The 19739-nt window shown below is 31.0% G+C and carries 16 protein-coding genes; 3 read left to right on the forward strand and 13 right to left on the reverse strand.

From position 1 onward, the window contains the following. The first annotated feature begins 16 nt into the window (after window positions 1-16). Complete coding sequence (locus tag CHB67_RS06905) at window positions 17-1729, forward strand: LysM peptidoglycan-binding domain-containing protein (protein ID WP_089381017.1); 1713 nt, start codon at window positions 17-19, stop codon at window positions 1727-1729. 60 nt (window positions 1730-1789) lie between these two features. Here the strand turns inward: CHB67_RS06905 and ppk2 are convergent, their stop codons facing one another. The 4 genes from ppk2 to CHB67_RS06925 form a co-directional block, all read right to left on the reverse strand. Beyond that, window positions 1790-2590: a polyphosphate kinase 2 gene (gene ppk2 / locus CHB67_RS06910; protein WP_089381018.1), complete on the reverse strand. Its 801-nt coding sequence runs from the start codon at window positions 2588-2590 to the stop codon at window positions 1790-1792. 70 nt (window positions 2591-2660) lie between these two features. Next, window positions 2661-4313, reverse strand: coding sequence for a dipeptidyl-peptidase 3 family protein (locus CHB67_RS06915; protein ID WP_089381019.1), 1653 nt, complete (start codon window positions 4311-4313; stop codon window positions 2661-2663). 6 nt (window positions 4314-4319) lie between these two features. Next, window positions 4320-5918, reverse strand: coding sequence for a mechanosensitive ion channel family protein (locus CHB67_RS06920; protein WP_089381020.1), 1599 nt, complete (start codon window positions 5916-5918; stop codon window positions 4320-4322). Window positions 5919-5991: 73 nt separating this feature from the next. Beyond that, the gene (locus CHB67_RS06925; RefSeq protein WP_394335354.1) at window positions 5992-7929 is read right to left on the reverse strand and encodes a YgiQ family radical SAM protein; all 1938 of its coding nucleotides are present in this window, start codon (window positions 7927-7929) and stop codon (window positions 5992-5994) included. A gap of 150 nt (window positions 7930-8079) precedes the next feature. Here CHB67_RS06925 and CHB67_RS06930 point away from each other — a divergent pair, with 150 nt between their 5' ends. Beyond that, window positions 8080-8562, forward strand: coding sequence for a hypothetical protein (locus tag CHB67_RS06930; protein WP_089381021.1), 483 nt, complete (start codon window positions 8080-8082; stop codon window positions 8560-8562). A gap of 63 nt (window positions 8563-8625) precedes the next feature. On the opposite strand, the gene CHB67_RS06935 is transcribed toward CHB67_RS06930, so the two are convergent. From CHB67_RS06935 to CHB67_RS06945, 3 genes are read right to left on the reverse strand one after another with little or no spacing between them, the layout of a single operon-like run. Next, on the reverse strand, window positions 8626-9420 hold the full coding sequence (locus CHB67_RS06935) for a glucosaminidase domain-containing protein (protein WP_089381022.1): 795 nt from the start codon (window positions 9418-9420) through the stop codon (window positions 8626-8628). Between the two features lie 2 nt (window positions 9421-9422). After that, on the reverse strand, window positions 9423-10355 hold the full coding sequence (locus CHB67_RS06940) for a 1-aminocyclopropane-1-carboxylate deaminase/D-cysteine desulfhydrase (RefSeq protein ID WP_089381023.1): 933 nt from the start codon (window positions 10353-10355) through the stop codon (window positions 9423-9425). Continuing rightward, entirely contained in the window at window positions 10346-12265 is a 1920-nt protein-coding gene (locus tag CHB67_RS06945; protein ID WP_089381024.1) for an ABC-F family ATP-binding cassette domain-containing protein, read from the reverse strand. Before CHB67_RS06945 ends, CHB67_RS06940 begins: the two co-directional genes overlap by 10 nt. Window positions 12266-12389: 124 nt before the next feature. On the opposite strand from CHB67_RS06945, the gene CHB67_RS06950 reads away from it, so the two are divergent. After that, window positions 12390-12788, forward strand: coding sequence for a DUF983 domain-containing protein (locus CHB67_RS06950; RefSeq protein ID WP_089381025.1), 399 nt, complete (start codon window positions 12390-12392; stop codon window positions 12786-12788). On the opposite strand, the gene CHB67_RS06955 is transcribed toward CHB67_RS06950, so the two are convergent. The 6 genes from CHB67_RS06955 to CHB67_RS06980 form a co-directional block, all read right to left on the reverse strand. Then, a complete protein-coding gene (locus CHB67_RS06955; RefSeq protein ID WP_089381026.1) occupies window positions 12772-13809 on the reverse strand; it encodes an NAD(P)/FAD-dependent oxidoreductase in 1038 nt (345 codons plus the stop codon). The two genes, CHB67_RS06950 and CHB67_RS06955, sit on opposite strands and share 17 nt — an antisense overlap. Before the next feature lie 75 nt (window positions 13810-13884). Further along, complete coding sequence (gene porN / locus CHB67_RS06960) at window positions 13885-14787, reverse strand: type IX secretion system ring subunit PorN/GldN (protein ID WP_089381027.1); 903 nt, start codon at window positions 14785-14787, stop codon at window positions 13885-13887. 15 nt (window positions 14788-14802) lie between these two features. Further along, entirely contained in the window at window positions 14803-16347 is a 1545-nt protein-coding gene (porM, locus tag CHB67_RS06965) for a type IX secretion system motor protein PorM/GldM (RefSeq protein WP_089381028.1), read from the reverse strand. Window positions 16348-16396: 49 nt separating this feature from the next. Next, the gene (gene porL / locus CHB67_RS06970) at window positions 16397-17032 is read right to left on the reverse strand and encodes a type IX secretion system motor protein PorL/GldL (RefSeq protein ID WP_089381029.1); all 636 of its coding nucleotides are present in this window, start codon (window positions 17030-17032) and stop codon (window positions 16397-16399) included. Window positions 17033-17075: 43 nt separating this feature from the next. After that, entirely contained in the window at window positions 17076-18428 is a 1353-nt protein-coding gene (gene porK / locus CHB67_RS06975) for a T9SS ring complex lipoprotein PorK/GldK (protein WP_089381030.1), read from the reverse strand. Window positions 18429-18544: 116 nt separating this feature from the next. Beyond that, on the reverse strand, window positions 18545-19705 hold the full coding sequence (locus CHB67_RS06980) for a formimidoylglutamase (protein ID WP_089381119.1): 1161 nt from the start codon (window positions 19703-19705) through the stop codon (window positions 18545-18547). Window positions 19706-19739 lie beyond the last annotated feature (34 nt).

The raw sequence follows: 19739 nt of genomic DNA on the forward strand, positions 1-19739 counted from the left end.
AAATCAATTTTAATTTATGAAGATAATTAAGATTTTCACATTCATACTCCTCTTTTCTACCGTAATTACTTTTGCGCAAGAAAAAAAGTACATTTCGTATGAAATAAAAAAAGGGGAGACCCTAAAAAGTATTGCCAAAAATTACAATTTATCAACTAGAGATTTAGCAAGATTAAATCCTGGAGTTAGTAGAAAACCTGTGCTTGGTACTGTTATAATTGTTCCAAATAAAAACTATGGAAAAGTAACAACAGTTGTAAAACAGGAAGAAAACTTATACAAAGTTCAGCCTAAAGAAACTTTATTTGGTATTTCAAAAAAACATGGAATTACCATTGAAGAATTAAAAGCTGCCAACCCAACTTTAAGTGATGGTCTTAAAATTGGCATGAATTTAATTATTCCTAAACCTGCGGCAACACAATTAAAAGACACTATTAATTATGTGCTTCACAAAGTAATTAAAGATGATACTGTTTTTAACTTAACAAAACGATATCATGTTTCTAAAGAAGCTTTATACCTTTTAAACCCAACATTAAAAAACGGTTTAAATTTAGGAATGTTATTAAAAATAAAACCTATTGAAGTTGAAGAAATTGAGGAAATACCTAGTGATTCTTTAGTGGTTTTTGAAGAAAAATTAATTCTTTCAAAAGAAATTAAAGTTGCGCTATTATTACCTTACCAATTAAACAAACTAAACGATTCTATTGTTGAAGAAAGTTTTGCAAAAAGCAATTCGTTAGTAAACATAGCAACAGATTTTCATTTAGGTGCAAAAATGGCTATTGATTCTTTAAAAAGAAAAGGGTTGAAAATTAATGTTTCTTATTTTGATACTGAAAATTCTAATCAGAAATTACAGTTATTATTAAGTAGAAATCAAAATTTTAATACTACCGATGTAATTATTGGACCTTTATTTTTTGACAAAGCGCATTGGGTTTCAAAAAGAACAAAGGCACAAGTAATTGCACCGCTTCCATCTAAAAAACAAGATGAATTAAATACTGCCAATTTAATTAAAACAGCTCCTAATAGAGCTTCACATCAAGAGCGATTATTGGAACACATGGAGACTACTTATAAAGGTCAAAATGTACTAATTATAAATGACGGAAAAGCTACAACTCAAACGCAATTGTGGCAAATGGTTAATAAAATTAAAAGCTTTGATTCTATTCAAAATGTAAGCGTTATAAAACCTGAAGAAGGTTACATTAACCGCAATAAGTTTTTAACCAAATTAGATTCATTATCAAGTAATTGGATTGTTTTAATTAGTGATGAAAATGTGACTACTTCAACTACCATTAATAATTTAAAGGGGTTTGCTGATAGAATTGACATTAATTTATTTGCCTTAAATAAAGGGAAAAATTTCAATAATATTGATAATTCATTTTTAGGAAAGTTAAATTTTACGTATCCTACTTCTGAATTTTTAAATATTGAGGACCCTGAAATATCAAAATTTTATAATTCTTTCAAACGACAAAATGCTGCATATCCATCAAAATATGCCATTAGAGGATTTGAAGTTACTTATGATGCTCTAGTGAGGCTTGCAAGTAGTGAAAATATTAATGAAGGTTTTACTTCAGGAGAATCTACCCGTGTATTTTCTAAATTTAACTATTCGAAAAATACGTTGGGGAGTTTTGAAAATTACGGTTTATTTTTAGTGCAATATCATGAAGATTTAACCACTACAATTTTTGAATAAATTCTACATAATTTAAAAAAACGTCCATCAAAATATTTTGATGGACGTTTTTTTATACTTTTAATATTTATCTGGCACAAATGTTTGATAATCCATTGGAGGTCTCACATAGCCAACATGTTCAGGTAGCGAAGGCAACTCTATTGGTTCTAAATTCATTTTTTCATAAGGAATTTTACTCAAAATATGACTGATACAATTTAATCGTGCTTTTTTCTTGTTATCGGCATCCACTACATACCAAGGCACTTGTTTTGTATCGGTATGTGCAAACATAACATCTTTTGCTTTTGAATATTCCATCCATCTTGAACGAGATTCTAAATCCATTGGACTAAACTTCCATCTTTTTAAAGGACTTTCAATTCTACTTTTAAATCGTTTCTCTTGTTCTTCATCACTTACAGAGAACCAATATTTTAATACAATTATTCCTGATCGTACTAACATTCTTTCGAACTCAGGACACGAACGTAAAAACTCATTATATTCACTTTCGGTACAAAAACCCATGACCTTTTCAACACCAGCTCTATTGTACCAACTTCTATCAAAAACAACAATTTCACCAGCTGCAGGTAAATAAGGTACATAACGCTGAAAATACCATTGTGATTTTTCTTTCTCAGTAGGAACGCCCAATGCTACTACTTTACAAACTCTCGGATTTAAAGGCTCTGTAAATCGCTTTATAGTTCCACCTTTTCCTGAAGCATCTCTACCTTCAAAAATAATAACAACTTTTAACCCTTCGTTTTTCACCCATTCTTGAAGATGTACTAATTCTTTATGTAAGGTCTCAAGTTCAGCTTCGTAGTTTAACTTTTTCTTTTTTTCTGTTTTATTATTAGATTCTGCCATACGCTAATTTAACAAAAAACATAAAAAAAAGCCTTCAAATTGAAAGCTTTTTAATTCTATATGTTATTTTTTATAAACCTAAAGTCTTCACTCCTTGTTCAAAAACTATATCAACAGGAATATTAGCTTTGCTTAATTTATTTAAATCGTTTTGTAAATCTGCAGGAATAATTCCTTTTTCTTTTACTAATTGGGCAACACCGTCATAATCTCCGTTTCCTTGAAGCGTTAAAATTAAATTTGATAAATCTGCCATAGCAGTTTCCATTTTATCGTAGTTTACTTTGTATGTTCCATCTTCATTTTTGGTGAAAGCACCTTTTTCTTTAAAGAAATTAAATCGAATCATATTTGCTTTTCCGTGTGCACTTGAAGCTCCAAAACGAACCGATCTAAAAATACCCGCCATAAAAGTGGTCATATAATCTTTCATATCACCTTCAATCTCTCCTTTTTTATGTAATTGCTGCACCATATACAACCCTAAAATATCAGCTTTACCTTCTTCCAAAGCTGAAGCCAATTCTTTTAAAGAACTTCTCACAGTTCCTTTATTATTAATGGTGTTCTTAATTCCTAAACCGTGTGCAACTTCGTGAAACATGGTATTGGCAAAAAAGGCATCAAATTTCACATATGCTCTTTGACTTTCATCAATTAAAACTTCTGAAATTGGTACTAATATTTTATCGAATTTAGCGCGCATAGCATTTTTTAATTGCAACCTTCGCGTTCCTTTTTGCAATTGCACTTCTTCATCATTTGGCAAATTAATAGCTATGGTTTTTCCACCTGCATTGCAATCACCTGCATAATAAACCACATCATACGCATTTAAATCTGAATCGGTCCCTGGAACCTCGGTTTTATAAGCTTCATCAACAGGCAATCCTTTTTGTAACTCAGGTAAAAAGTTTGCAAAATGCGCCAGTTTTTCACTCCATTTTTGGTCTTTAATTAACACATACGCTTCATGTGTTGCTTTAATTCCGAACAATTGATCTTCGTACGTTTCAATTGGACCAATTACAATATCAAGTGTATTTGTTTTCATATCCATCCAAGCAAAATCGCTTTCTTGATACTTATCATTTAAAAAAGCAGCAGCACGTAATTCTAAATACTTTTTTAATCCAGCATCTTCGGCCAACGCAGAAGCTTGTAACAGTAAATTTGAAACTTCTTTTACTTGACTTTCAAACTGTATATGAAAAGGAATTGTTTTTAAACTTCCATCATCATTTCTTCTTAAAAAAGTATACAAACTCGTTTTTGATACATCATCAAATTTTTCAAATTCCTCTTTGGACATATCTGAAGGATAGTAATTTGCACCTAAAGGTTTTTCTTCGATTCCTTCAACAAATGATACATTTCCGTTCAATCTATCCCAAGGACCGTAATTTATGTCAACATACTTTTTAATGTCTTCATCAGAAATTTTAGCGAGTAGTTCATTTTTATCACCGTAAGCTTCGTGCCAAAAAAGTTCGTTCATTTTATCAGCTGCTTTTATTAAAATTGGCAACATTTTTAGTTCATTTTCAGTTAAACCACTTAAATCAGCTGTTAACTTAAAAGAAACATATTTATTAATATTATCGGCCATTGTTTGTTGATTTTCTTCTACTGTACTTTGCTTTACAGGCTTACGAGCTTCCTTTGTATTTTCACAAGAAACTATAACTAATAAAGTAAATAGAGTTATTATTATTATTTTCATTCTTATTTATTTTTTAGTGATATTATTCATTATTTGTTGAATTCTTTTCTCTTCTATAGCATAATTTGGCATAGGACCTTTTTTCTCTGGAAACTGCTCAATCATAACGGTAGTAGATGGGAAAGCAAATTCTACTCCTAGGTCAGCTGCTAATTTTAAAATAGACATATGTAAACTATGTTTTGATGATTGTTCGGTAGTCCAATCCAGTGCTTTAAAATACACATTCACTAAAATTAATAAGCCAGAATCACCGAACCCTGTAAACTCAACATTAAAAGCTTCATCGCGTGTATTTGGGTGTATTTCAATAATTTTACGCACCCCATTTACAAATGCTTCAATAAGTTCTGGAGGTGTATCGTATCTAATACCTAAGTTTGTAGTGTATCTTCGGAAAGCTCTCAACCCTTTATTATTTACCACCATTTCAGACAAAGAACTGTTTGGAATTTGGTAAACTGAAGTATCAGCAGCTCTTACTCTTGTTGATCTAAAACCTACTTTTTCAACAGTTCCTACAACAGTTCCGGCTTCAATCCAATCTCCAATATGAAATGGTTTGTCCAAAAATATCATTACGGTACCAATTAAATTTTTCACGGTATCTTGAGAAGCTAAAGCAACGGCTAAACCTCCAATAGAAGCACCTGCAATAACAGCTCCTGGCTCTATACCAAAAAGCGTTAAGAGCTTTAATAACCCAACAAAAACAACAATTCCAGTTAAAAAATTATTTAAAATAGGTACTAGTTGATCGTCTAATTTAGAATCTGTTCCTTCAGCATAATCAGAATAAATACTCATTACAACTTGTACTAATTTTAAGAACACATAAATCCAAAAAACCGTAGTCATAATATTTATTCCCAAAAACAAAAAGGTGTTTACATCTAAATCTAAAAATAACGAAGGTAAAACCAATTGAATAAACCACATTAAAACTAACAACACCAAGGGTCTCGATAATTTTTTAAGCGAGGAATTTATTTTATCGTTTGAAATATGAACAATCCAAAACTGAATTTTTCGTAATAAGTAGAATATAATTTTATGCAAGAAATAAAATAAAATAAAACAAAACACTATTAATATTAAGAGTCCTAAATATTGCCATAATTCAATTTTTAAAAACTTTTTATGACCTATTTCTGGTATTATTTGATGTAATTTTTCTGTATACCACGGAAAAACACTGTCGTAAATTTCATTTACACTTTTGGTTGTTTCAGGTGAATAATACCATTTCCCCCCTATTCTTTCCACATAAACCTCAGGCATTTGATAAGGAAATAACACATACCTATTTCCTATTTTATAACCTGTAGTATCTGAAAACATAGTGTCAGATGGCACTTTACTAAAATCAACCTTTAAGCCTTTTCCGTCTAAAATTTGTTTTAGTTTTATAGCTATATCTTCAGCTTCTTCACCTTCAAACCCGTATATAGTTGTGGCAGCTTTTTCAGGTTCATAAGACTCTGGCTGTAAAAAATATAAGTGTGTATATATTGCCGAATTTGGATTACTTAAATCTACTTCAACCTTTTTTTGAGCTATAAGTGAAGTTGAAAAAACTAAGAAAAATATCAGTATCTTTTTCATTCTAAAATTGTTTTATAAAGTAACCTCAAATTTAAGACTTTAAATTATCAATTATAGAATGTGCTATAAATAATTATCTTTTTCTACGTTTCTTGTACTTATTCTTTCTTCTTGAAGTAGTTGTAATGGTATCATTAAAAGTATCTTTCGCTTTTTCACCCTTATTTTTTCGCCAAGAATTATTTTCAGGCAACAACTTTTGCAATAAATCGTTCCTACCTACTTTTGATAAGGTGTTTCTAATCCATTGTTGATTTTCCTTTTTGTACCAAAAGAAAAATCGATGTTGTTCATCTTTTTCTTTTTTAGATTTTGGTGTTCGTGTAGGTTTTAAAGTATATGGATGGTAACCGCTATAATAAATAACCGTAGCAACCGTCATAGGCGTTGGCGTAAAACCTTGCACTTGCTCTAACTGAAAGCCCATATCTTTAGTTTCAGCAGCTAAGTTAGCCATATCTTCAACCTCACAAGCTGGGTGGTTTGAAATAAAATAAGGAATTAACTGAAGGTTTAATTTTTTTCTGAAGTTAATTTTATCAAAACGCTCTTTAAACTTATGAAAATAGGTGAAAGATGGTTTACGCATTAACTTTAATACAGGATCAGATGTATGTTCTGGCGCAACTTTTAATCTACCAGAAACGTGGTTCGTCATAACTTCTTCCGTATATGCATCTAATTCTTTTGGATCTGCTTTTTTATTAAATTCAGGCACCAACATATCATGCCGAATTCCACTACCAATAAATGATTTTTTCACTTTTGGATGCTTATCAACAGCTTTATATAAATCTGTTAACGGTTTATGTGAAGTATCTAAATTATGGCAAATTACAGGTGAAATACAAGAAGGCGATACACATTTATCACAAATCTCCTGCACCTTCCCTTTCATTTTATACATGTTTGCTGAAGGTCCGCCAATATCAGATAGATACCCTTTAAAGTCTTCCATTTTGGTAACCTTATCAACTTCTTTTAAAATTGATTCCTGACTTCTACTAGCTATAAATTTACCTTGATGAGCTGAAATGGTACAAAAACTACATCCTCCAAAACAACCTCTATGAATATTTATTGAGAATTTAATCATTTCAAACGCAGGAATTGGTCCTCGCTTGTTGTATTTTGGATGTGGTAAACGTGTAAAAGGCAAATCAAATGACGCATCAATCTCACTTTCAGTCATTGTTTCATAAGGTGGATTAATCACCAATGTTGAATTTCCAACATCTTGAAAAACACGGTCTGCAAATAATTTATTTGATTCTTGCTCAATTACTTTAAAATTCGCGGCAAACTTCTTTTTATCCTTCAAACAAATCTCATGTGAATTTATAGAAACATCTTTCCAATTTTTATTTTTAGGAATCTCGACTCCTTTCTTCAATAAAAATGCGGTTTGTTTTACTGTTGTTAAACTAACAAAAGGCACTCCTTTTTGTAATAAACTAACAATTTCTCGCAATGGCTGTTCACCCATTCCATACACCAATAAATCAGCTTTTGAATCTTCTAAAATGGTTGGTTTTAGCGTATCACTCCAATAATCATAATGCGTAACCCTTCTTAAAGAAGCTTCAATACCACCAATTAAAACTGGTACATCAGGAAACTTTTCTTTTAAAATTTTGCTATAAACTGTAGTTGCATAATCGGGTCTAAAACCTTTATCACCGTTTGGTGTATAAGCATCCGTATCTCTTCTTCTTTTGCTTGCCGTATAATTGCTTACCATCGGATCCATACAACCACCTGTAACCCCAAAAAATAATTTTGGAGTTCCTAGTTTTGTAAAATCCTGTAAATTATCATGTACACTAGGTTGCGGAACAATGGCAACTCTTAAACCATAACTTTCTAAAATCCTTCCAATTACAGCAGGCCCAAATGCCGGATGATCAACATACGCATCTCCACTAAAAAGAATTACATCTAATTCTTCCCATCCTCTAAGCTTTACCTCTTTATTTGTTGTAGGTAACCAATCTGAAAGTTTATGCATCATAATTTTGCAAAAATACACTATTTAAAACAATTCTATATAAAATTTAAAATAAGGCTTTTTGTTAACGAATGTTAATGAGTGTTAACGTATTAAACCTTTAAATATTTTGAGGGTCAAAGAGATATAACACAAAATTTAAAAGTTACAATTATGAGAAAATTAGCAGGAATTACAGTATTAGTTTTATTGATATCATTCAGTATAAATGCACAACAAAAGCAGCAAAAACAACGAAAAGGCTCAGATTTTACAACTGAACAAATGGCTACATTAAAAATGAAGCAAATGACTTTAGATTTAGATTTAAACGCTTCTCAGCAAAAAGAGGTTTTTGAATTAATGAAAAAAAGTACTGAAGAGCGTAAAAACGCTATGACCGAAAGAAAAGAAAACAAACAGAGTGGTGTTGAACTGACAAGTGACCAAAAATTTGCAATACAAAATAATCGTTTAGATAAAATGATTGCGCATAAAACTGCAATGAAAAATATATTATCTAAAGATCAGTACGAAAAATGGGAGAAAAAAATGAAACACCAAAAAAGGTCAGGCAAAAAAAACATGGCTAAAAACAACCAAAAAGGTATGAAAGGTGGTCAACAAAAAAAACGCCCAGACAATAACAGAATTTAAGTTTAGTTTGATTAATTGGCAATCTTGGATTGTTTAAAAAGCATCGTTTTTACGGTGCTTTTTTTATTTTATTAGTAACGTTTGACCTATGCTAATGTTGTTTGAATTTAAGCCGTTTATTTTTTTGAGTTTATCAACAGACAATCCATATTTTCGTGAGATTGAATATAAAGTATCACCTTTAACAACTTCATGATTTGATGTTTTTGACAATTTAGGTTTATTATAATTTTTACCTAAAACTTCCATATCAAATTTATGCAAATTGTACTTTTCAATTAACCCAATTAATTTTGCAGGATATCTTCTGTCAGTAGCATAACCTGCAGCACTTAACCCCTTAGCCCAGCCCACATAATCTCCAGGTTCTAATTCAAATAAACTGCTATACCTACTTCTTGTAGTTAAAAATTCTGAATGATCTTTAAATGACGTTCTTGGATCTTTATAAACTCTAAAACATTCTCCTTTCTCATCATCATCGTGATAGGTTTTTTTACCTTTCCAGCCTTTATGACATTTAATTCCGAAATGGTTATTTGAACGCAATGTTAATAAACTTCTACCACTTGAAGATTCTAAGATTCCTTGTGCTAAAGTTATACTTGCCGGAATTTTATAATCGCGCATTTCTTTCACTGAAATATCGCTGTACTGTTTTATATACTCTTCTGTAGAATTTGTTATAACAGATTTTACCTCTTCTGTTTTTTTTACCGGTTCAATAGTTTCAACTTTAGGTTGAACAATCTCTTTCACAACGGGTTTTGATTGTTTTTTTACAGCACTCTTTTTTGACTTACAACTAGCCAGTAAGCTTACAATAAACAAACAAATTAATATATATTTAAACTTCATTATTAAACTATTTGAGGTAAATTTTTCTTTTTCAATATTAAATTCATGCCATCAATTCCTTGTAAACCACCTGTATGAATTGCCAAAATTTTGGTTCCTTTTTTAAAATAATCTTTTTTAATTAAATCAACAATTCCAAATAACATTTTTCCCGTATAAACCGGGTCTAAAGGAATTCCTGTTTCGTTTTTAAAATTATTGATAAATGTAACTAAATCTTCAGAAATTTTAGCATAACCTCCAAAATTGTAATTGGTATTTAAACTCCAGTTTTTATTTTTTAATACATATTTCTCAATTTCATGCTGTAAAAAATCACCTTTTAGCGCAGGAAAACCAATAACACTTTGGTGTTTTTTTGTTGAATTAATTATTCCTGAAATAGTGCCTCCTGTTCCAATTGCAGTACAAATTATATTGAATTGAGTATCTTCTTCTGTCAAAATTTCTTCACAACCTTTTACCGCAAACTTATTTGTACCACCTTCAGGTACTAAATAAAAATCTCCAAATTGCTCTTTTAATGTTGAAATAAATGCTTCCGAAGTTTTATTTCTATAAGCACTTCGTGAAACAAAATGAAATTTCATACCGTGTTCACTCGCAAATTTTAAAGTAGGATTGTATTTTAAGACATGCTCTAAATCATTCGCCAATTCATCACCTCTAATAACACCAATGGTTTTAAAATTATGTTCAAAACCAGCGGCGGCGGCGGCGGCAATATGGTTTGAATATGCGCCACCAAAAGTAAGTAAGGTCTGTTGATTTTGTTTTAAAGCTTCTGCTAAATTATAGTTTAGCTTTCTATATTTATTCCCCGAAATAAATGGATGTAATTCATCTTCACGTTTTATAAATAACGAAACTTCTTTTGTTGAAATTTCCTTTAAAAGAACTTCTTGAACCCTACTATTTTTATTTTCTAAGAACAATTTTCTATTTTTTCTTCAATTTCAGACCATTCTTCCATTAACTTTTCAACTTCAGCCTTTTTTAATTTATATGTTTCAAAAAAATCAGGTTTTGCCGAAACTACTTCATAATTTTCTTCTAATGCTGTATCAATCTCTGAAATTTCTTTTTCCAAATCATCAATTTGGGTTTCAATTTTTGATAATTTATTCTTCAACTTTTTTAGTTCTTTCTCTTCCTCTCTAGAAAGTTGTTGTTTTGCCTTTTTAACAGTGTCGGGTTTCTTTTCTACTACCGTTCTTTTCTCTGCTTCTCGTAAATTTTCAATTTGATGTTGCTCTAAGAAAAAGTCTATATCACCTAAATACTCTTTAATTACTTTATCTTTAAAACCATACACTGTAGTTGTTAATCCTTGTAAAAAATCTCTATCATGAGACACTACAATTAAGGTTCCGTCAAACTGTTTTAATGCCTCTTTTAATACATTTTTTGATGCAATATCTAAATGGTTTGTTGGCTCATCCATTATCAACACATTAAACGGAGATAATAAAAGCTTACACAGTGCCAACCTATTTCGTTCACCTCCAGACAACATTTTGGCTTTTTTATCAACTGCTTCACCTCCAAACAAAAATGCACCTAACATATCTCTAACTCGCATTCGGTTAGTATCGGTAGCTGCATTTTCCATAATTTCTAACACTGTTTGCTCAGGCTCTAAATGTTCTGATTGATTTTGAGCAAAATACCCAATTTCAACATTATGCCCCAACTTTAAGTGTCCTCCGTGTGCAATTTCGCCCACCATGATTTTTGCCAAAGTAGATTTCCCTTGTCCGTTTTGACCAACAAAAGCAATCTTACTGTTACGTTCAATCAGTAAGTCAACATTCTCTAACACATGTTTATCGCCATAACTTTTTGATAAATCTTCAGCCTCAACAACTATTTTACCCGGCTCTTTAGAAATATTAAAACGAACATTCATTACTGCATTGTCATCATTATCAACTTCAATTCGCTCAACTTTATCCAATTTTTTAATTAAAGACTGCGCCATTGAAGCTTTGTTAGCTTTTGCTCTAAACTTATCAATTAATAGCTGAGTAGCTTTAATTTCTTTTTCTTGATTTTTCTGAGCCTGTAATTGTTTTTCCTTTATTTCACCACGTAACAATAAAAATTGTGAGTATGGCTTTTTGTAGTCGTAAATTTGACCCAATGAAATTTCAATGGTACGATTGGTAACATTGTCTAAAAACATTTTATCATGCGAAACCAATACAATAGCGCCTGAATAGTTTTTTAAGAAATTCTCTAACCAAATAATAGATTCAATATCTAAGTGGTTTGTTGGCTCATCCAGTAGTAAAATATCATTGTTTTGCAATAATAATTTAGCCAATTCAATACGCATACGCCAACCTCCAGAAAAGGTATCGGTAAGTTTGTCAAAATCTTCTCTTTGAAAACCTAAACCTTGTAATATTTTTTCGGTATTTCCTTTATAATTATAACCTCCTAGTAATTCGTAACGATGTGAAAAATCATTTAAATTCACCATTAAATCATGATAGTATTCACTTTCATAATCGGTTCTTTCAGCTAATTCTTCGTTAATTTTATCGAGTTTTGCTTCTAGTTGTTTAATTTCTTCAAAAGCTTCATAAGCTTCTTCTAAAATAGTTCTTCCTTCAACAAAATCAATATCCTGACGTAAAAAACCTATACGTATGTCTTTATCAAAAGCCATGGTTCCTCCAGAGCTTTCAATATCTTTTGAAATTACTTTTAATAAAGTTGATTTCCCCGCTCCATTTTTACCAATTAATCCAATTCTATCTCCTTTATTCAATTTAAAAGTTATTCCCGAAAACAAATCAGAACCGGCAAAAGAAACCGTTAAATTATGTACGTTAAGCATTTACTTATTTTAAAATTATGTATTTTTGGATTTTTCCAAAATTCTTGCAAATTTACTATAAATTAAATTGGTTCTCAATTAAAGTAAAATTTTAATTAGGTGAAGAAAGCTAAACTCAACAAAAATGTTTAAAAAAGGAGCAAAACTGTATAGTATATTTTTTAATAAATGTCCAAGATGCCATGAAGGAGATTTTATGAAAGAAAAAAATATTTTTAAATTACATAAGGCCTTTCAAATGCATGAAAACTGTTCCTCTTGTGGTTTAAAATATATGATGGAGCCTTCGTTTTTCTATGGTGCTATGTATGTAAATTATGGGCTTACCGTTGGTGTAGGTATTCTTACTTTTGCAATAGCTACCTTACTTTTTAAGTTAAGTTTACTTGAAAGCTTTATTCCAATTGTAGTACTATTAATTTTAACGGCTCCTATTACTATACGACTTTCAAGAATTGTTTGGATTAATATTTTTGTAAAGTACAATGCTAATTCAAAAAAGAATGCTAAAACCGATCAATAGTATACTCTTCATCAATCTCAACGCCATTTTCTATATGATTGTACAACATTTTAGCCGAAACAGGTGCAATCATAACTCCTCTTATTCCTAAGCCATTTAAAATAGCCAAATTTGGGTATTTTGGATGTGTACCAACTAAAGGCCTTCTGTCTTTAACCGTTGGTCTAATCCCTGCAATATGCTCAACAATGGTGTAAGGTGTTTTTATAAATGATTCTAATTTTTCGATCAACTCGATTTTCCCTTCTTCGGAAGGTGCTTGCGTTTTATCTTTCCAGTTAAATGTTGCACCAACTTTGTACAAATTGTTACCTAAAGGAAGCACAAAAACGGCTGCTTTTATTAAAAAATCGATAGTTAAATTTGGCGCATGAATAATTAACAATTCACCTTTTGCTTCTTGCATTGGTAAATAGTTGAAAAATGGATTCTTTTGAAGTCCGAAGCCTTCACAAAATATAATTTTTGAAGCTACAACATCTTTATATTGAACAAAGTTTTCATTAATCACTAATTCGTCATATTGAAAACTCTCTTTTCTTACTTTGTGATTCAAAATTAAATAATTCCGATAGTTTTTCAATAGTTGTTTAGTGTCAATTCTACCTGTTTTAATTAATTTACCATAACCATAATCGGCAACAACTCCTTCATGGTTTTCGTGTACAATTTCCGAAGTCATGTAATTTGAAAGCTTAGGTTTATCAGAAGCTATAAACCAATTATTTTGTTCTTCAACAGATTTAAATATTCTATAAATATCAACTGAATAATGGTATGTAGCTTTTAATTTCTGCTCTAATTCTTCATAAAAAGGCAATGCAATAGCTAATTGCTCCGTTGCATTCCAAACAGGAGTAAATCTTTTTAAAATTACAGGATTGTACATTCCACCTGCAACTAAGGATGAGTTTTGAGATTCATCTTCAAAAACAATAAAAGACTTACCTTTATCTTCTAACTCTTTAGTGAAAGCCAAACCTGCCAAACCTAAACCTACAACAATATAATCTACTTGCATATTTTAAACGTACGAATTAAAAAAAAACTCTTGCAAATATGCAAGAGTTTTTAAATGTATATTAAATGGAGTTACTTAATAATTCCACATATCAATTTCTTTATCACGTATCTCACCCTTTATTTTGTTAGATTCTAACACTTGAAATAAAGCATTTCCTTTTACATATTCTGAAACATCCCTGTTACCATAAATATTTTCGGTACGGTAAATAATAGCACTGAATCTTCTTGCATTTAAAAGATGGTCAAATGAAATTGGATGTGCTGAATTTTTATGATTAAACACTTTCATATCATGTAAAACTTCACGAGAATCTGGGTACCAAACCCAAAATAACGCTAATTGTTCAGTATTATCAGCAACCTCATCATTTCCCATTACTTGAACATCTGGAGCTACAGGTGCTATTGCTAGCAATCTATATTTTAATTCTCCCTGACGCTTGTCAAAATACCAAAGCCCTTTAATTTTAAAACCTTCAATATCATGAGATGTTAAATTAATTCTATCTATATATTCTTCAATATTAGTATTTCCTAAATTTAATTCATCAAAACCAGCATCTGTTGTATCAACTCTAGATAATTTCCCAGCTATTTCAGCTTTGGTCATTTTAGCTGTAAAATAAGAATCGTCGTAAATTTCAGTAATTTCACCAGACTTAATACCCCTTAACAACGTATCAAATAATGAACGTCTATTGATTGAAACATTTACAGTATCAACTGGGTAGTAAAGTGGCAAATTAATACGCTCATTTAAGTCAATATATTCCCATACTACTTTAGACCAAACAATATCTCTATCGTCTAGGTAGCCGTATTCTAATGGTTTATCATTATCAACTGCTAATTGCTGAGCTGTTTTTTTACCAATATCAGAAGGTACTTTTGCATTTAGTAAATTTGATTGTGCAAAAGTATTTTGAAACAATACTAAAGCCAATACAAATATTCCAACATGTTTCTTATTCATCATAAAATTTTGTAATTACTGTATTTCTACGCTTACTGCTGAAGCAGGTTTAATTTTATATGTACTATTACCTACCAACGAAGATTTGATATCAAAAATTGTGACTACATCTCCTCTTCTTGCTTTTGCAATTGCTTTTTTAGCTTGCGCATTCATTTTATTTCCGCTTACAACCACTGCTGATTGCCCAGGAACTTTAATTGTAAAACCTGTAGTTCTTAAAGTTAAATCAAAATCAAAATCAGGTAATGTAGATCCAATGGTAGCTTTTTCTAGACTCTGTTTTTGCATTTTTAGATAACCTACTTCTTTTCTAACAGTTCCACTTGGTGAAGGTATCCCTTTTATTCTAAATTTTTGAGATGTACTTACCGTTGTTCCATCAGGTAATTTACCTGAAACATTGATAGTTACTTCTTTACCTGAAACTGGTTTCATAATATATTTACCTCCTCCACTAGCTTTACTTAAACCATTACCAGTAGCTGTAACTTTATTATCTGAAATTCCAGGGATAGAAATCGTCATTGGGTTATCAACACCCATATAAACCACGTTCATTTTGTCTGCTGAAATAACTGCATTGTTTGGTTTTGGTATTACTGCATAGCTTGTTTCGATAGGAATTACTACATCTTTTCCATCCTGAGTAAAAATAAATTCACCTTTCACAGGGACTTCACCCACAGCTCCAGCAGGAAATTCTAATTCAACACCACCATCTTTAAAGTATTTTTTATCTATTTTTTTTCCATTTACAATAACTTCTGATGGTTTTAAAGTAGCATCATAACGCCCTAAAACAAGTTTACCTTTAAAGTTCTCTCCTTGGAAAAAAGCAGATTTTTCAGTTGTTAATATTGTTTTATATGTATTTCCTGAAATACCTGCATCAGATTCTAACTGCCCCCCTAAAATAGTATTGAAAATTTCAGCATTTGTAATCTTAATATCCGTTTTCATGGATGTTAAATTAGTAACAGTCGAAATTAAAGGAAAACCTTCATACCTGTTATTTAACCAAGCCTGATCTTTTCCATCTCTATTTTTTTGAGTATCTGTATTGAATCTTTTATTTATGTTCGCTACTAATGGGCTATTTTCACCTATAATTTGAATAACGCCTTCTCTATAATCTCTAATGTGATTTATAAATTCTTGTCCTTTTTTTGTTAAGCCATCTCCAACAAAAAAGTATTCATCTACAGTACTTGTCTTATCCATAGATTCATAATCTTTTACATCCTTAACGCCATCTAAAAATTTTGCACTAAGCGAATCAATATATGCATTAAAAGTCTCGGATAAGTTTTTAATCTTTTCAACCTTTGCAAATTTATCTGCATACTTATCGGGTTGTTCTGCCGCTTTTGTTTTTAGATTTTCATATTTTGCCAGATTGCTCTCTTGAAACAAAACATTATTATCTGTTAATTTTTCATTCATGTAACCAAATGCAGAAAGAACTTGCTTAGACATTTGCATTGCAATCATAGCAATGAAAACTAAGTACATTAAGTTAATCATTTTCTGCCTTGGTGATAATTTACCTGAAGCCATTTTTATTAGTTTTTTGTGTTAATAATTTAGTTAAACAATCAACTAATTCTTATTTTTTTGGAGACATTGCAGATAACATACCGCCATAAACTCCATTTAAAGACGATAAATTGGTAGCCATTGATTCCATTTGTTCTTTTAATTTACCTGCATGTTCAGTAACCTCTTGGTTTATTTCGGCTTGTCTGTTTGCACTTTCTAATTGAACTTTATACAAACTATTTAAAGATTCCATTTGAGCAGCTGCTAATGAAAGTTGCTCACTGTATTTGTTTGTTGCTGCAATTGAATCTACAGCAGGAGCAATATTATCAGCTGCACCTTTAAAATTTTGTAGACTTTCTCCTAAACTTTGCATTAATCCTGCATCTAGTTTAGCTTCTTTTAACATATCATCTAACTTTTGAGACAATAAGCTTTGAGATTCTCTTGCATCTTTTCTATCTTTATCTCTATCTTGACCTGATGCTAGTTCAGGGTAAACTAAACTCCAGTCTAAATCTTCTTCAACAGATTCAAAAGCTGATAAGAAAAATACGATGGCTTCAACTGCCATACCTAATGTTAGCATTTCACTTCCAAAAGGCCAGTGTTGAATTTTAAAAAGAGCTCCTACAATAACAACTGCTGCTCCAATACCGTATGCGTAATTAAAAAATTTTTTCTTGTTTTTCGACTGTGCCATAATAAATTTTTTTTGTAAGTTTTGGGGTTAGTTTTAATTAATATTAATTTGAGGTTGTACCTAGAAAATCTTGTACAGTTCTAAATCCAATATAACTTCTCGCTGAATCTTTATATTCGTAATCACGAGTACTTACTTCTAAATAGTAAGCAACATCTTTCCAAGACCCTCCTCTAATTACTTTGCGATGGTTATTTTCAATTTCTACATTAGGATTCATTGTTGAACCTATTTTATATGATGCTTCGTTGTAAGCGGTATTGGTCCATTCTGAAACATTACCCGCCATATTGTACAATCCATAGTCGTTAGGGTTGTATGATTTTGCTTCCATAGTATACAAGGCTCCATCAACTGCATAATCTCCTCTACTAGGTTTAAAGTTCGCTAAAAAACACCCTCTATCACTTGTAGTGTAAGGACCACCCCAAGGATATTTTGAAAAATTTAGTCCACCTCTGGCTGCATACTCCCATTCTGCTTCTGTAGCTAATCTAAAATAAGGAACCGTTGTTGCATTCTTTTTTGAGCCTAAGAAATCATTTTTCTTTTTTGTTCTCCAACTACAAAAAGCCTTTGCTTGAATCCATCTTACACCAACAACAGGATAATCATCGTATGCTTGATGATAAAAATAATCTTGGTGCATTGGATCATTGTATGAATAGTTAAAGTCTTTTACCCATACAGTTGTATCAGGATATACTTCAACAATATCGGATTTGATATAATCTTTTCTAGCTCCTTTACCTCTTGCAGCAGATTCACTATCAAACCATGCATATTTGTATTTCAGTTTTTTTGTATCTAAAATTCTTTTTCCATCAAAACTATTTTCTAAAGGAATATACATGGTATCCATGACTTCAGAATAATATTCATCAGGGAAATCACTTGAACTCCAAATTAAATCTTCCTCCCAACTCAATGAACGCCCTTGTAAAGGAGAATTAATATCTCCAAGGCTTCCATAATTATTCATCATGTATTTTTCATAAGGTGTCATATCAGTAGTATCAATGTTTTTAAACTGATACTCTTCTAACACAATATTTGTATCATCAGACATTAATTCTGATAACATTGCTAGCTCAGTTCTAATAATTGAATCTCTTACCCAAAACACAAATTGCTTATATTCAGCATTGGTTATTTCTGTTTCATCCATATAATATGGTCGAACTGTAACAGTACGAGTTGGAGAATTGAGTGACCCTGCAACATCTTCATCTTGACGCCCCATTGTAAAAGAACCTCCAGGTATCAACACCATTCCTAGTGGCTTTTTTGAATGCCACTCGCTCTTTGATCTTACTCCTGTAAGCTCTCCCTGATCACTTGAACCACAGCTATATATTAATAAGGATAATAAAATATACAATGATATTTTCTTCATAATAATTTTCTTCTTAATCTATTTACGCAAACCTATTACTAATTATTTTAAAAAACAATAGTTTATTTAACCTCTTAAACATTTAAAAAAGTGTTTTAGTATATCTTTTTTAAAAATTAAACAATTTTTTTTAACGTTCTAATCCACCTATCAGGTATTTCTTGATTGGTGGCACTAATATAATCTTCGTATGTACAAGGTATTAACGTATGTCTTTTATTTTTATTATTCTCATTTAAAGCAATTTCCATCCACCATCTTCCACTTTTATTACTTTTATGAAAATTCAATACCTGATCGTCTATTGGAACAATATATTTGTGATACCTATCTTTCACCCCAAAAGGATAATCATTTGCACGGTAGTTTACACCTTCAATAAAATACCAAATCATTTGTGATATTAATTGAGCTGTTTGATTTTTATCATCGTATATGGCATTATACTCATAAATACCAAAGGATGTTACTTTATCACTAATTCCAGCATATCTTGAAACAGCACACATTTCAGCCCCAGTAAAACCATTTGGAGATGCGTTTTTATTTGCAGGTGCTTCTGAATTTTTAGCGGCAGACATATCAATACTCACAATATCTGCATCTCGTAAAACAGGCTCCACAATTTGCATTGAATTTAACACCTCTCCTAAGCGATGTGTTTCAAAAAACAAGCTATCTAATAAATCAATTTCATCTTGAGAATTGAAATAGGTTTGATAACCAATATTGCAAAAATTAAACAGATTGGCAGGTTGATTCATTACAATTTTGCTAAGATATGTTTGAGAGGTTAACTCATCATCTATTGAACCTAGGTCAAACTTACTATCTACAGCAACTAAATTTACGGTTTGCTCTAATTCATCGTATGCTCTGTAATTAGAGTATGTTAAATCTTGACCTCCACCAATAATTACAGGTATTATACTTTTTTTAAGAAGGTAAGTTACTGTTTCTTTAAGAGCAAAATAAGTATCTTCAATGGTATTGCCTTGTTGAATATCACCCAAATCGGCAACATAAACGGGCCAGTTTCCTGGATACAGTTTATACAATTCTGTTCTAATAGCATCAATACCGCTTCCAACGCCATAATTACCTTCTGAAGCACGGCCTTCTAAAACCCCAATAATGGCTATTTTAGTTTTATCTAAGTCTGGAATTTCATTTTTCGAAGTATAAATTTGAATACTTTGCCCTAAACTTTGATTCGGTTGCATTTTTGCTTGAGCTAACAAATCGTCATTAACAGGTTTCAAGTAATCCAAATTCATATACAGGGGGCTAATTTTTATTTTTTCGGACGCA

It is taken from the genome of Lutibacter agarilyticus, from assembly GCF_900188235.1.
Classification (GTDB): Bacteria; Bacteroidota; Bacteroidia; order Flavobacteriales; family Flavobacteriaceae; genus Lutibacter; species Lutibacter agarilyticus.

Excerpts from the sequence above, each read along its gene's own strand:
- CHB67_RS06955 (WP_089381026.1), bottom strand. The coding sequence starts at position 13,809 with ATGCAAGTAGATTATATTGTTGTAGGTTTAGGTTTGGCAGGTTTGGCT.
- CHB67_RS06930 (WP_089381021.1), top strand. The coding sequence starts at position 8,080 with ATGAGAAAATTAGCAGGAATTACAGTATTAGTTTTATTGATATCATTC.
- CHB67_RS06980 (WP_089381119.1), bottom strand. The coding sequence starts at position 19,705 with ATGAATTTGGATTACTTGAAACCTGTTAATGACGATTTGTTAGCTCAA.
- CHB67_RS06915 (WP_089381019.1), bottom strand. The coding sequence starts at position 4,313 with ATGAAAATAATAATAATAACTCTATTTACTTTATTAGTTATAGTTTCT.
- ppk2 (WP_089381018.1), bottom strand. The coding sequence starts at position 2,590 with ATGGCAGAATCTAATAATAAAACAGAAAAAAAGAAAAAGTTAAACTAC.
- CHB67_RS06945 (WP_089381024.1), bottom strand. The coding sequence starts at position 12,265 with ATGCTTAACGTACATAATTTAACGGTTTCTTTTGCCGGTTCTGATTTG.
- CHB67_RS06925 (WP_394335354.1), bottom strand. The coding sequence starts at position 7,929 with ATGATGCATAAACTTTCAGATTGGTTACCTACAACAAATAAAGAGGTA.
- CHB67_RS06950 (WP_089381025.1), top strand. The coding sequence starts at position 12,390 with ATGTTTAAAAAAGGAGCAAAACTGTATAGTATATTTTTTAATAAATGT.
- porK (WP_089381030.1), bottom strand. The coding sequence starts at position 18,428 with ATGAAGAAAATATCATTGTATATTTTATTATCCTTATTAATATATAGC.
- porL (WP_089381029.1), bottom strand. The coding sequence starts at position 17,032 with ATGGCACAGTCGAAAAACAAGAAAAAATTTTTTAATTACGCATACGGT.
- CHB67_RS06935 (WP_089381022.1), bottom strand. The coding sequence starts at position 9,420 with ATGAAGTTTAAATATATATTAATTTGTTTGTTTATTGTAAGCTTACTG.
- CHB67_RS06905 (WP_089381017.1), top strand. The coding sequence starts at position 17 with ATGAAGATAATTAAGATTTTCACATTCATACTCCTCTTTTCTACCGTA.
- porN (WP_089381027.1), bottom strand. The coding sequence starts at position 14,787 with ATGAATAAGAAACATGTTGGAATATTTGTATTGGCTTTAGTATTGTTT.
- porM (WP_089381028.1), bottom strand. The coding sequence starts at position 16,347 with ATGGCTTCAGGTAAATTATCACCAAGGCAGAAAATGATTAACTTAATG.
- CHB67_RS06920 (WP_089381020.1), bottom strand. The coding sequence starts at position 5,918 with ATGAAAAAGATACTGATATTTTTCTTAGTTTTTTCAACTTCACTTATA.